This is a genomic window from Pseudomonas sp. fls2-241-R2A-110 (genome assembly GCF_030209165.1).
Taxonomy (GTDB): domain Bacteria; phylum Pseudomonadota; class Gammaproteobacteria; order Pseudomonadales; family Pseudomonadaceae; genus Aquipseudomonas.
In genome coordinates this window covers 32407-45601 of record NZ_JARVSN010000008.1, presented here as the reverse complement: position 1 = coordinate 45601, position 13195 = coordinate 32407, and the positions used below count along the sequence as shown (strand labels likewise).

Genomic DNA, 13195 nt, shown 5'->3' with positions numbered 1-13195 from the left:
GGCTTACGTAACAGGAGATTTATCTAAGACACTGAAGCACAAATGAAAACGGCCTGGACAGGGCCAGGCCGTTAACAATTGTAAAAAGTAAGCTTATTTCAGAACAGCAAGTGCCGCTTCGTAGTTCGGTTCTTCAGCGATTTCCTTGACCAGTTCGCTGTGCAGCACGTTGTCGTTTTCGTCCAGCACAACAACCGCACGGGCGGTCAGGCCTTTGAGCGGGCCGTCAGCGATGGCCACGCCGTAGTTCTCGATGAACTCGGCACCGCGCAGGGTCGACAGATTCTGCACGTTTTCCAGGCCTTCGGCGCCGCAGAAGCGTGCCTGGGCGAACGGCAGGTCAGCGGAGATGCACAACACAACGGTGTTGGCGACATCGTTGGCCTGGGCGTTGAACTTGCGAACCGACGTTGCGCAGGTCGGGGTGTCGACGCTTGGGAAGATGTTCAGCACTTTGCGCTTGCCGGCGAAGCTCGCCAGGGTCACGTCGGACAGATTGCCAGCAACCAGGGAAAAGGCTGGCGCCTTGGAACCGGCTTGTGGCAGTTGGCCGTTGACTTGAACCGGGTTGCCTTTAAGAGTGACTTGAGCCATGAACGGAGTCCTTCTGAACGTTGTTGTAGAGAATTTTGAAGAGGCCGAAGTTAACCACGAAACGAGGCCTTCGACCTATCCCCGATACAAAACTTGTATACAACATAAATCTTTGTCGGAGCGAGCCTGCTCGCGATTGCGGACTGACATTCAAAATAAATGTCGGCTGACACACCGCTATCGCGGGCAAGCCCGCTCCCACAAGGTCGTGTTCAAGCCAATAACCGCAACATATTGCGGTGCCGTGCCGCAAAAATCCGGCGCATATACGCGTTCACCAACAGCGTTTCCGTAAACGCGCCACCGATGGCCGCGTAAGTGACCCGGTCGGTGTATAGCGTACCGCCCTCCCCAGCCTCCACCCGATGTTCATGACGAAAGGCAGCCATCGGCCCCTCGAGCATTTCATCGATGAAATGCTGCTCGCCCACTTCGCGGATCACCACGGTCCAGTTCGCCGGAATGACATTGAACATCCAGTGTCGAAAACGGAACTGGCGCCCGGCTTCAATGCGCAGGTTGCTCAAGTCGATATCGCTCAGCAGCGTGATTCGCTCCGGGAAGATATTCGGAAAATTGAGGCCTTCCAGACAAAAGTCGAGAACAAAGTCCGGTGTACGGTTTGGGATCAGGGTCGTCAGTTGCAAAACAGGCATAGGGGGCAACATTCCTTTGTCTGGCCGGAGGGTGGATTAGCAGGTCGTGAACGAAGTCCTGTCATGACGCGATCTCAGCGATCGACATGTCGGGATATTCGCGCGAATCCCTGAACATGACATAAAGGGGCCCCATCCCGGAATCTGCCGGAAAGACTACGACATAGTCATCAAACCGAATGCCTGCAATATCGTCGATCACCTCGAGCGAGGGCGCGGGTGACGAGATGAGGAATCCCAACCTGCTCGCGGAGTCTGGTGCCAGGTCCGAAGTGGTTTGAAGTACGTCCGGCGAATGCCAGTTAACGGTAACCGGTACTTTTGCGTCAGTAGTGAAGCAGAAAGCTTCCAGACGCTCATCCCAAACGGCCTCGCGCACTCGTACCTTCGTTCCATTGGTCGGGGTAATGGCTATCTGAAGCAGCGTTTCTATCCGTTTCAATCCCCGAGACAAGGTGCCGGGTGGAACGAAATAGCTGCCGCTGTTCATTCTGAAGCGCATCTCGACCCCGGATTGAGACTTCGCCAGAGCTTGCCAGTCCTGCCCCTCGACAGGGTGAAGCTCGGCAAGGGGCACACTCAATCCAAACATCCCGGTTTCCGCACGACTGACAAACTCCAGTTGCAGGACCGCTGCGTACTGACCTGTATGAGCCTCGGTTGCAGCAGTGAGCTGCCAGGTGAACTCTGCCATAACCGAACGTATGGATTTTTGCAGAGCCATCCAATGAGTATCCAGTGGCTGCGACAACGCACCGTTGAGCAAGATACTCGGGCGTACCTTGGCAAAGGCAAGGTCTGCGAGAAGCAGACCTGGCGTCTGGGTCGGGCCGATACCCTCTTTATGGCGCTGACGGACAAGTCGCGATTGTGTGAGGACCAGCAATGCTTCTGCCTGAACTTGCAAGCGAAGCAGACGCTGGTTGATGGCGATCAAACTCCCTGCGTACCGTTCATGGGCGGTGTTGATCTGTTGCGCGATACTTTGCCACAGCACCTGCTCTGACCGAGCGCCGGTCTTGTCACGCATGACCGCGCTCCTGGTCAACTCGATGCTCGATTTCCAGAATTCATACTGGCGCACGGAGGTCCGCGCCTCGTACTCGGCCGCTTCCAGCGCTCGGAGACTCGCCTCGCGCTCGATGATGTTCACTGCTTCAGCCTGTTGGTCATGCAGGTGTTTGGTCCGTTGGTCAAGAAGAGCAAGAGACACTTCAACCGTTTGCTCGGACGCTAACACTCCAGCGACGACTCTTTGAACACTTGCCAGACTCAAAGTCGCTCGTTGCTGCTCCATTTGCGCGGGATTCAGCGGCACATACGGCGTTGGCGTTCTCACAGACACACCTTGGCCCTTGAACGCGGCCAAACCCTGTTTTTGCCACCACTCGATCACATAGCCGACGACCCACTCAGGGGAATTCATGTTGTACTCATCCTTTGAGTAAAACAGCAGGTCGGCACCGTCAGGATGGCCAACGATACGGTCGAAATGATTGATCAGTTGATCGTGAGTACGCTTAGGCAGATCAACTGCCCAAATCCTGTTTACCAAGGACTGGAATTCCGGCTCGGTGTAATCCTTGAGTGTCGATTTAAGATCCATCTTTAATGCTTCCTTTTGACCACTTGAAAACTTCCAGCACAGCGCATCTGTTCATTTGATTTCGGCAGATGCGCGCGCCTTGTTCATCCTTTGTATAAATGGCCGGACATTAATCCGGTTTGAAGCCGGGTTTGTTATTGAGTGCTCGCCATTCCTTGACTTCCTTAAGGATGCCTTCCGGGCTGTCTTCCTGACCTTCCTTGGGGTAGAAGATGACGTCGGAACCGCCGGGGTGTTCGGTGATCTCCTCGAAATGATTTACGCGCTCGATCATGTATTGATCAAACTCATCAGCCGTCAAATCCTCTCCGCCCTCAAAAAGTTCTCGAAGAAACTCCAGAAACTCAGACTCTGTGTAATCTTCGATACGTGAATAACTTTTCATAGCTGCTGACCTCCTTTATGCACTAGAACATGTCGTCTCGGTGTCATTACAACAATGTTGTCCATGTCATACACCGGACCTCCTTGGGCAATCTCCAATTGATGATGGAGCTCGTATTTAACTCGTCCTCCGTACTGATCATTTTCAATAGGAAAAGGCGCGGTACCTTTGCGCAGAAACCTTATATTTGTGGCATTGAATTGAGTGCTTAAAGTTAAGTCAGCCGCAATTGCCTTCCAAAACGCCTCTCTGAATCGATGAAAATTAGCAAACTCCCTTCCTCTTAACTGGTCTGCAATCTGTGAAGGAATAGGCGCTCCCTCCCCTCTAGCGGCTTCACCGAGCCACACTCCTGACACCGACTGCCCAGTCCCGGTTGCGGCACCCGGATCATCCCGCCGATCAAGAAACAGCACATCCGGCGAAGGCAATTCCATATCCGCCGGATACCCAGGAATACTGGCACCGATCTGCCCTTGGTCAACAGCCGGAAACGTCTCGTTTTGCGGTAGGACCGGGATGACCGGAGTGCCGGGGTAAACTGCTGGAATCGGCGGAGTGAGCGGTAATGTTGTAGGACCGAGGTGGTCGATACCCGGCGGAACGAGGGGTGTCCAGGTACCCACGCCAACAGGACGAATCGGCCAGGCCTCAATGGCAGGCAGAATCCCTTGTTGTCCGAAAGCGCTTTGCGGCGTGGTGATACTGATTTTGTCGAGGTTGAAGGGGTTTTCACCGAGCGCTGCGGACTCTTGATAACGCAGTTCAAATTCACGCCTGTCCTCCACCCAGGTACTTTTGGGCGCATAGGGTGCAAAGCCTTGTTCGATGCGCTTTTTGTTCACCTCATCAAATTCGGAGACAAGCGCCGGGGACTCGCCGACCGTTCGCCAAAGCGCTTCATCGAAGGCCCCGAACGTGTTGATCTGCCGGCCTCGCAACTGATCGCCGATCTGTACTGGAATAGCCACCCGGCTTGCCTGGCTGGCGATTTTCCACCAATCGAGGCCAGCGGGCTGACCGGTGCCGGTGACGACGCCAGAACCCATCGCGGGCAAGCCGAATGAGAAATAAGTCGGTGGCAGGTCCGGCACGCACACGATGCAATCCTGAATGCGTAGATCGACGCCTGCCGGGATGTTCTGGATCTGCGGCGTGATCACCGCCAACCCGCCCTGACTCACCATCGCAGCCAGCGCCGGCGCCTCCGGAACAAACTGCAATTGCCTGCCGGGGTATCCCGGAATTTGGGCGTTATAGGTTCCGGTCAGTGGATCGAGTGCTGCATTGACAACCGGAACCTGTGCGCCAATTTCGCCGCCGGTGCTGACGGCAATGATCGCGGTGCCTTCCGGCACCGTTTCGGGCTTGAGCCGATAGGCCACTTCCACCGACCCACCCGCATCAGCGATCGTTTGCAGAACGCTACTGTCAGAAAGCCCCATCGCTTGCGCCGGAACGCCAACTGAATGGAACAGTCGCCTGCGTTGGTCGGGTGTCAGCTCGCCATTGCCTAGCGTCGGCGAGTAGACCATGGCGGTAACGAATACCGGCGCCGTTCTGGCTCCGATACGAACAAAATCGCCAAGGAGCCTGCCTGCAGCTCGCGAAGCGGCCTCAATCACCGCCGCTACATCCTGAGCAACGAGTACACCCTCGCGGGTCAACAACATCCCGCCGGCAGCCGCTGTCGATACGGGCACAGTCAGCGTGTTGGCCCGCCTGACCCGCTCGACGCGCGCGTCTTCATCGGCCTGCTGCTTGAATCGAACTCGCGCCTCACGCTGCTCGGCATACTGCCGGTTACGCTCCCAGACGGCTTCCCTTTCACGCCAGACAACGGTCTGCTCGGCATGATGCCTGGCCAGGGAGTTGGATTGATCGGTGAGCGTATTTATCTGCGCGGACAGGTGCCTGGCTTCGTGGGCCGCGTTATAGGCGTTTTCCCAAATCTGATGACCGTCATTGAGCGCTTGGCCGAACGCCCCCAGTCGTGTCAGGTAATCGCTCGAAGTACGGGTAAATGGATCGTGCCCGTCGAAGGATCGGGCAACCGCATTCTTTGCATTGCGCTCTGCGGCTTTACGGGCGATGAGCCCGTCGATTTCGTTTTTTTCCTTGGTGATGGTGTAGAGCTGCCAACGCTCGCTCGAACCGCTGTTCGGCGGTCTTCGAGCGCCCGATATCTCATGTTCAAGGGATGGCGCGAGTTGACCGATCTTGGCCGCAAAATGGCGGTCAACCTCAGCTCTGATGGTGTCCTGGCGCTGCGTCAGCCCAGCGAGAAACTGCTGCAAGGCCTGGAGACGAGACAACTCTTGAGCCTGCGCCGCGTCGGCTTGAGCCTGGGTTTTTTCTTGTGCTTGTGCTGCCGCTTGGGCTTGGGCCCCAGCCTGTACACGCTCTTTTTCCTTTGCCTGACGAGCGGCCTCTATGGCGCGCTTTCGGGCCCTTTGCTTTTTCTTGTTGGTCGCGCCAAACCCGCCTGAAACCCCTCCGCCGCCAGTCCCTCCACCTGAACCACCGCTTGAAGCGGGCGGGCCCGACCTGATGACGACACTTCCCGACGATCCATCGTTGAATATTTGTGGTGCCATACAGTCACTCCTTGTCTGTAGGGCACAGCATGTCGACGCAGCAGTGGTCTGGTGCGGTACATAGTTATCGGGTGGGGTTTCCAGCCAAGGTGGGCCGCTATCTGAACGGTGAGCTGAATACTAATCTGCACATTCGAAGGCTTTCTTTAGCAACGTTGTCGATTCGGCACTCGGTCATTCGACTACACAATGAATCACCCACCCTACAGCGGAGATAAGACCATGCGATTCATGATCATTGTTAAAGCCAGCCAGGACTCCGAGGCCGGCGTGATGCCCAGCGAAGAACTGCTGAGCGCGATGGGCAACTACAACGAGGAACTGGCCAAGGCCGGCATCCTGATCGATTGCGACGGCCTGCAACCGAGCAGCAAAGGCGCGCGAGTACGCTTTTCGGGCGACAAGCGCACCGTCATCGACGGCCCGTTCGCCGAAACCAAGGAGCTGATTGCCGGCTACTGGATCTGGCAAGTGAAGTCCAGGGAGGAAGCGATCGAATGGGTCAAGCGCTGCCCCAACCCGATGCCGGGCACCGAAGCTGAAATCGAGATACGCCAGGTCTTCGAGGCCGATGATTTCGGCGCGGAGTTCACCCCGCAGTTGCGCGAGCAGGAAGAGTGGGTGCGGTCGCAAATGAAGAAGAGCTGAACAGCCGAACATTCCCACGTGCGTGCGCGGGAATGTTCAACCGACTATCAGCTTCAACGGACAACCCCCTGATCCGTATTAACTTTTTAGTACACAGAGAAAAACAAAAACTTGTACAAAAACCAAGGAATCGCCCGCTTCGACTGGCGAACCCGGCGTTAGCTGCTAACTTCATCAGACGTGTCCTACAGGCTTGATAGGAAAGAGATTACGCAGTAACGGCCGCCAAGTGCCGAGTCGTCCAATGAGCCACGAAGGAACCGGGGAATCATGTCGAAGAATCCAGGAGTGCGCGCCTTTTTGCCGGCGGCATGGTTTGCGCCTGCCGTTTGTGCCTTTGCGGATAACGCCGAGGCAGCCAACACGAGTAACAGCCCCCAGAACCTGCCCCCCCGTGCCAACCTTCATGACGACTGCACCACCAAACGAGGCCCGTTGAGTACCACTCGATTCGGGTGGCGGCAACGCCCAGGCTTTCAGCTTAAATACGCTCAACCCCTCTATCGAACCGCTGCGCAACGTGGAGCACACAGGCGACGGCCTGCCGCGCTTTCCATTATTTTGCGCGACCAACTTCACCTTAGGTAAATAAGGAGTTTCCCATGCGTCTTCTCATTCGTGTAGCCGGTTTCAGCCTGATGACGATGTTCGCCAGCTGCGGCGTCGGGGCTCAGGATTTGAAAAACAATAACGACATTTCTGTGAAGCAATCCGTCCCGACCGCAGCTCACTTTGACAAACGCGCGACGCTTGACGGCATCACGGCCGTGGAATGACGTTCAGGATTCAATAAGGATGTTCTATGAATAAACGCCTGATGCTCACCGCACTCTCACTGACCCTGAGCACCAGCGCCTGGGCCGACTTCACCGCCACCCCCGAAGAAGCCCGGGGTATCGCCAAGGAAGCCTACCTGTACGGTTTCCCGGTGGTGGAGATGTACAAGACCCTGTACACCCAGGCCGTGGACAAGAAGGGTTCGAACTTCAAAGCGCCGTTCAACAAAATCGGCAACACCGCCAAGGCGTTCACCGCCAAGGACAGCGCCTTCGTCACGCCCAATGCCGACACCCCCTACTCGTTCATCTGGATGGACCTGCGCGCTGAACCGCTGGTACTGACCCTGCCGAAAATCGACGAAAACCGTTACTACTCAGTGCAATTGATCGACGCCTACACGCAGAACTTTGCCTATCTGGGCACCCGCAGCACGGGCAATAACGGCGGCCATTTCATGATCGCCGGCCCCAACTGGCAAGGTCAGCAACCGGTGAACATGGATCGATTGCTGCGCAGCGAAACCAACATCGCCTATGCCCTGTATCGCACGCAGCTGTTCGATGAAAAGGACCTGGACAAGGTCAAGCGGATCCAGAAAGGCTACAAGGTCGAGACGCTTAGCCACTACGTCAAACACAAGGCCCCGCCGCCGGCGCCGAAGATCGCCTGGCCGAAACCGACGCCGACCATGAGCGACACTCCGGACCTGTTCCGCTACCTGAACTTCATGCTGGCGTTCGCCCCGGCGCAGGACGCCGAAAAGGACCTGCTCGCGCGCTTCAAGAAAATCGGCATTGAAGCCGGCAAGCCTTTCAAACTGCACAACTACACCGCTGAACAGCGCCAGGCCCTGGAAGACGGCATCAGCGATGCCAAGGCCGAATTCGCCCAGTTCAAAAAAGACAAGGTCGATACCCATCAGGTCACCAGCGGCGATTTCTTCGGCAGCCGCGATCACCTCAACGGCAATTACCTGTACCGCTATGCCGGTGCCAACATGGGGATTTTCGGCAACTCCGCCGAAGAGGCGAATTACATCGGCTATTTCGTCGACAAGGACGGCCAGCCGGTCGACGCTGCAAAACACGATTACACCCTGCATTTCGACAAGGGCGCCCTGCCCCCGGCCGACGCGTTCTGGTCGCTGACGATGTACGACGGCAAGAACAAATTGCTGGTGGCCAACCCGCTGAATCGCTACCTGATCAACTCGCGGATGTTGCCCGATCTCAAGCGCGACGCCGACGGCGGCCTGACGCTGTACCTGCAGAACAAGGCACCGGCCAACGACCTGCGAAGCAATTGGCTGCCGGCACCCGATGGTCCGTTCTATGGCGTCTTGCGCCTGTACCTGCCAAAACCGGAAGTGAGCAGTGGCCAGTGGCAAATTCCGCCGCTGACACCCGTCAACCTGCAAAAACAATAAGCGGAGCCGCCCATGGTCAGGTTTTTTGTAATACGTCCTTTACTGGCGCTCTGTGTCATCGGCACCAGCCCTCTGGTCCTGGCGGCCGAGGGCGGCGTCGGTCGGCCGATCACCGGGCAACTGGTGTTTTCCAATGCGGGGATCGTGCCGCCTGAACCGGGCTGGGTCATGTCCTTCAGCAGCATCTGGTATGACGGCGCTCTCAAGGGCAGCAAGGGGGTGCCGATTTCCGGCGAGATCGGCGCCGACCTGGACATGAAAGTCTCGTACACCATGGCCAACTTCACGCATGTCTGGGACACCGGCAAAGGCTCCTGGAACTACGCCTCGGCCATCGGCGTGCCGGTGCAGTACACCGACGTCAACATCAGCATCACCGGCCCGCGTGGCCGAACGCTGGGCACCGGAGATACCGGCACACAGTTCGCCGACATGTTGATCACGCCAATCGCGGCGGGCTATCACTTCGACGAGGTCAACCACCTCTCGTTGTCACTGCCGATCTACGTGCCGACCGGTGCTTACAACGTCGATCGTCTGGCCAATCCCGGCCAGAACACCTACACCTTCATGCCCACCGTCGCGTTCACTCACCTGGACGGAAAAGGCGGTGAATTCACCCTGTCGAGCGGCCTGGAGTTCTACACCGAGAACGACGCCACGGATTATCGCAACGGCAACATATTCACCTTCGACGCGATGTGGACCCATGGCTTCGGCAATGGCTGGAGCGCCGGTCTGGTCGGCGGCTACGTGCAGCAGATTACCGACGACAAAGGCCAGACCGCTGATTCGCTGAATGGTTTTCGCGGCCGCTCCGTGGGTGCCGGGCCAGTAGTGGGATGGGCCGGCAAATTCAACGATGCACAGGCCAGCGTCAGCGCACGCTGGGTGCCGGAATTCGACACCAGGAACCGCCCGGAAGGCAACGGTGTTGCTATCAGCCTGACATTGGCATTTTTCTAGCGGCCGGTGCGTATCTCAGGGGAAATCCAGTACTCGGCCATTCACCCGGACGACCTGATCAGCAGCCGCTGGAGTTTTCGTTTGTCGTTCATCCCCGTGATTCCGACTTTCATGTTTTGAGGATGCCTTTGAGCATGCCTTTGAGAAAAGGAACATCCCATGACTGCGCTCCAAGACCTCAACGCCCTGCAAGCCAGCATCGCTGAAGCAGTGCTCGGCCAGCACCAGGTGATCCGGCAAATCCTCCTCGGCTTGTTGGCCAACGGGCACTTGTTGCTCGAAAGCCTGCCCGGGCTCGCCAAGACTCGCACGGTCAAGGCGCTGGCCAGGCACCTGGACGCGAAGATGAGCCGCATCCAGTTCACCCCTGACCTGCTGCCGTCGGACATTACCGGCGCCGAGGTGCTGCACCAGGTCGATGGCAAGAACCAAATCCAGTTCCAGCCCGGCCCGCTGTTCGGCAACCTGATCCTGGCGGATGAAATCAATCGCGCCCCGGCCAAGGTCCAGGCCGCCTTGCTGGAGGCGATGGAAGAACGACAAATCACCGTGGCCGGTAACAGCCATATGCTGCCGGAATTGTTCATCGTCGTCGCGACTCAGAACCCGATTGAACAAGAAGGCACGTATCCGCTGCCGGAAGCGCAGATGGACCGCTTTCTGATGAAGGTCCTGCTCGATTACCCCAGCGCCGACAATGAGAGCCAGGTGCTGCGGCTGTTGCGTGAAGAAGAGTTTGCCCTGGGCGCCAAAACGGCAGCGGTCCAAGGGTTTTCACTGTCTCAAGACGTGATCTTCGCCGCGCGCCGGGAAGTCAGCGCCGTGCATGTGTCGCCAGCCATCGACCGTTACCTGATCGACCTGATCAACGCAACCCGCCATCCCGCCGACTACGACGCCGACCTGGGCCGCTGGATCGCCCTCGGTGCCAGTCCTCGGGGTGGCATTGGCCTTGACCGTTGCGCCCGTGCCGATGCCTGGCTGCAGGGGCAGGATTTCGTCTCGCCCGACAATGTTCGCACCGTGGTGCATCCGGTGCTGCGTCATCGTTTGCAACTGAGCTATGACGCGGTGGCCGATGGTGTGACGGCGGATCAGGTGCTTGATCGCCTGCTTGATAAAGTGGCCATTCCCGCATGAATGCCGACGGTCTGGTCTATGTCTCTCTGGCGCAATTGATGGCGCTGGAGTTCAAGGCCCATGACCTGAGTTTTGTGGCGCGTCAGCCGCAAGGAAGCATCCTTGCCGGCAACCACGCCTCGCGCCTGCGTGGCCGAGGGCTGAACTTCGATGAGCTGCGCCGCTATCAACCGGGGGACGATTTGCGCCACCTGGACTGGCGTGCCTCCTTGCGCACCGGCAAACCCGTGGTGCGCACCTTTACCGAAGAACGCGACCGCCCGGCATTGATTCTGGTCGACCAGCGCATGTCGATGTTCTTTGGCTCCCAGCGCAGCTTCAAATCGGCCATCGCAGCCGAACTCGGCGCCCTGGCGGCGTGGATGGTGTTCAACGCCGGTGATCGGGTCGGCGGCCTGGTGTTCAACGATCAGAGGATCGACAGCATCGCCCCGCTGCGCAGCCGTAAGCGGATCGAAGCGTTTTGCAGCCGCATTGCCGAGCAGAACCAGCAACTCAATGCGGCCAATCCAGACGCTGAAGGTGAGGATCAACTCGACAAAGTGTTGCAACATTGCCTGGCGGTAGCCGGGCACGATCATTTGATTTGTATCGTCAGCGACTTTGCCGGTGCCGGCGAGCGCACTTTGCAGCTGATGCGAAGGTTGGCGGCGCACAACGATGTGATCGCCATGCAGGTGTATGACCCGCTGGCGTTGAATGTGCCGAAAAATGGCCGTTTGTTGATCACTCAGGGCCAGTTGCAGGTGGAACTGGCGGTCGAGCAACGCAGCGTTCATCAGCCCTTGGGGGATTTTCTCAGTGGTCGGCTCAAGGATGTCGCCACGTTGCTGCGGCGCAGTCAGGTGCCACTGATGATGTTCAGCACCGCAACCGATGCCCAGGAACAGCTGCGCACCGAACTGGGCAGGGGGCGGCGATGAATCCGAATATCCCGAGCATCGATCAACTCCAGGAAATCGCGTTGCCGGCGCCGGTCAGTTACGCGCCGCAGACATGGGGTTGGTGGGTGCTGCTCGGTGTCGTGTTGATGGCCGTGTTGCTGGTCGGCGCGCGGCGGTATTGGCAGTGGCGGCGGGATCGGTATCGGCGTGAGGCGTTGGTGCGGTTGGCACAGTTGCAAAGCAGCGCGGATCAACTTGGCGCCCTGCGAGAACTTCCGGAGTTACTCAAACGAGTCGCCCTCTCCATGCCCACCGCGATCCCACAGGGGACTGTCGGGGCGCTTGGGGGCGAAGACTGGCAAGCGTTTCTGGTGCGGCACAGTGCGCAGCCGTTGCCGGCGGACTTCAGTCAACAACTGGCACTGCTGGCTTACGCACCCGACGCGACAGTGCAGGCATTGCCCGCCGATCAACGCGAGCAACTGTTCAACACCTGCAAACATTGGGTGGAGCATCACCATGTGGCAGCTTGATTACCCCTGGCTGCTGGTGCTCTTGCCGTTGCCGTGGTTGGGCTACCGCTTTCTGCCCGAATACCGCGAGGCTCGTAGCGCCGTGCGGGTGCCATTCTTCGGTGCCATGAGCCGCGCGGTCGGGCAGGCACCGAGTCAGGCCGGGACCCGCAGCAATCGCTGGCAGCTGGCCTTGAACCTGCTGGTCTGGGGCCTGTTGCTGGTGGCCGCCGCTCGCCCGGTGCTGGTGGAAAAACCCATCGAACGCCAGCAACCGGTGCGTGACCTGATGCTCGCCATCGACCTTTCCCAATCCATGGAGACCACCGATTTCACCGACGCCAAAGGTCAGAAGATCAATCGTCTGGCAGCGGTCAAGGACGTCGTGCAGGGCTTTATCGACAAACGCAAAGACGATCGCCTCGGACTGATCGTGTTCGGCAGCGGTGCGTATCCGCAGGCGCCGCTGACCCTGGACCACGCCAGCCTGTCACTGTTGCTCGACGACACCGGCATCGGCATGGCCGGCCCCAATACCGCGATTGGCGATGCGATTGGCCTGAGCCTCAAGCTGCTCGACCAGGCCCACGAGCAAGAGAAAGTGCTGATCCTGCTCACCGACGGCAATGACACCAGCAGTGCAATCACCCCGGATCACGCTGCCGAAATGGCCGCAGCCAAAGGGGTGGTTATTCACACCATCGGCATCGGCGATCCGAGCGCCGAAGGTGAAGCCAGGGTCAACCTCCAAGGCTTGCAGCAGATTGCCGACACCACCGGCGGCAAATTCTTCCGCGCCGAAGACCGCACGGCGCTGGATCAGGTCTACAGCACCCTCGACACACTGACCCCGCATCAAGTCAAAACCCTCAGTCATCAGCCGAAGAAGGACCTGTTCTGGTGGCCGCTGGGCGCCGCCATCGCGTTGCTCGCGCTCTACCATTTGAGCGCCCTGCTGCGTCCGCACCTGGCACTTGCGCGCCAGCGGCAGGAGGCTTGAG

The 13195-nt window shown here is 58.3% G+C and carries 13 protein-coding genes; 8 read left to right on the top strand and 5 right to left on the bottom strand.

Going from position 1 to position 13195, the window contains the following annotated elements; all coding sequences use genetic code 11:
* Window positions 1–93: 93 nt before the first annotated feature.
* The 5 genes from tpx to QRN31_RS07060 all read right to left on the bottom strand — a co-directional run bounded on the left by tpx (window position 94) and on the right by QRN31_RS07060 (window position 5838).
* A complete protein-coding gene (gene tpx / locus QRN31_RS07080; protein WP_008030203.1) occupies window positions 94–594 on the bottom strand; it encodes a thiol peroxidase in 501 nt (166 codons plus the stop codon).
* 212 nt (window positions 595–806) lie between these two features.
* Window positions 807–1250 carry an SRPBCC family protein gene (locus tag QRN31_RS07075; protein WP_285431027.1) on the bottom strand — a complete coding sequence of 148 codons (444 nt, stop codon included), beginning with the start codon at window positions 1248–1250 and terminating at the stop codon, window positions 807–809.
* A gap of 61 nt (window positions 1251–1311) precedes the next feature.
* Window positions 1312–2856, bottom strand: a complete 1545-nt coding sequence (locus QRN31_RS07070; protein ID WP_285431026.1) for a bacteriocin immunity protein — start codon at window positions 2854–2856, stop codon at window positions 1312–1314.
* Between the two features lie 109 nt (window positions 2857–2965).
* Window positions 2966–3241 carry a bacteriocin immunity protein gene (locus tag QRN31_RS07065; protein WP_285431025.1) on the bottom strand — a complete coding sequence of 92 codons (276 nt, stop codon included), beginning with the start codon at window positions 3239–3241 and terminating at the stop codon, window positions 2966–2968.
* Entirely contained in the window at window positions 3238–5838 is a 2601-nt protein-coding gene (locus QRN31_RS07060) for a pyocin-S2/colicin E7-DNase domain-containing protein (RefSeq protein ID WP_285431023.1), read from the bottom strand. Before QRN31_RS07060 ends, QRN31_RS07065 begins: the two co-directional genes overlap by 4 nt.
* Before the next feature lie 222 nt (window positions 5839–6060).
* On the opposite strand from QRN31_RS07060, the gene QRN31_RS07055 reads away from it, so the two are divergent.
* The 8 genes from QRN31_RS07055 to QRN31_RS07020 all read left to right on the top strand — a co-directional run bounded on the left by QRN31_RS07055 (window position 6061) and on the right by QRN31_RS07020 (window position 13194).
* The gene (locus QRN31_RS07055) at window positions 6061–6486 is read left to right on the top strand and encodes a YciI family protein (RefSeq protein ID WP_285431022.1); all 426 of its coding nucleotides are present in this window, start codon (window positions 6061–6063) and stop codon (window positions 6484–6486) included.
* Window positions 6487–7088: 602 nt separating this feature from the next.
* Window positions 7089–7262: a hypothetical protein gene (locus tag QRN31_RS07050; RefSeq protein ID WP_259157210.1), complete on the top strand. Its 174-nt coding sequence runs from the start codon at window positions 7089–7091 to the stop codon at window positions 7260–7262.
* Window positions 7263–7288: 26 nt separating this feature from the next.
* Complete coding sequence (locus QRN31_RS07045) at window positions 7289–8692, top strand: DUF1254 domain-containing protein (protein WP_285431021.1); 1404 nt, start codon at window positions 7289–7291, stop codon at window positions 8690–8692.
* A gap of 12 nt (window positions 8693–8704) precedes the next feature.
* Complete coding sequence (locus QRN31_RS07040) at window positions 8705–9658, top strand: SphA family protein (RefSeq protein ID WP_285431020.1); 954 nt, start codon at window positions 8705–8707, stop codon at window positions 9656–9658.
* Between the two features lie 159 nt (window positions 9659–9817).
* Window positions 9818–10798 carry an AAA family ATPase gene (locus tag QRN31_RS07035; RefSeq protein ID WP_285431019.1) on the top strand — a complete coding sequence of 327 codons (981 nt, stop codon included), beginning with the start codon at window positions 9818–9820 and terminating at the stop codon, window positions 10796–10798.
* Entirely contained in the window at window positions 10795–11721 is a 927-nt protein-coding gene (locus tag QRN31_RS07030; protein WP_285431017.1) for a DUF58 domain-containing protein, read from the top strand. Before QRN31_RS07035 ends, QRN31_RS07030 begins: the two co-directional genes overlap by 4 nt.
* Complete coding sequence (locus tag QRN31_RS07025; RefSeq protein ID WP_285431015.1) at window positions 11718–12215, top strand: DUF4381 domain-containing protein; 498 nt, start codon at window positions 11718–11720, stop codon at window positions 12213–12215. Before QRN31_RS07030 ends, QRN31_RS07025 begins: the two co-directional genes overlap by 4 nt.
* On the top strand, window positions 12202–13194 hold the full coding sequence (locus QRN31_RS07020; RefSeq protein ID WP_285431013.1) for a vWA domain-containing protein: 993 nt from the start codon (window positions 12202–12204) through the stop codon (window positions 13192–13194). The genes QRN31_RS07025 and QRN31_RS07020 overlap by 14 nt, the downstream gene beginning before the upstream one ends.
* Window position 13195: the final 1 nt, after the last annotated feature.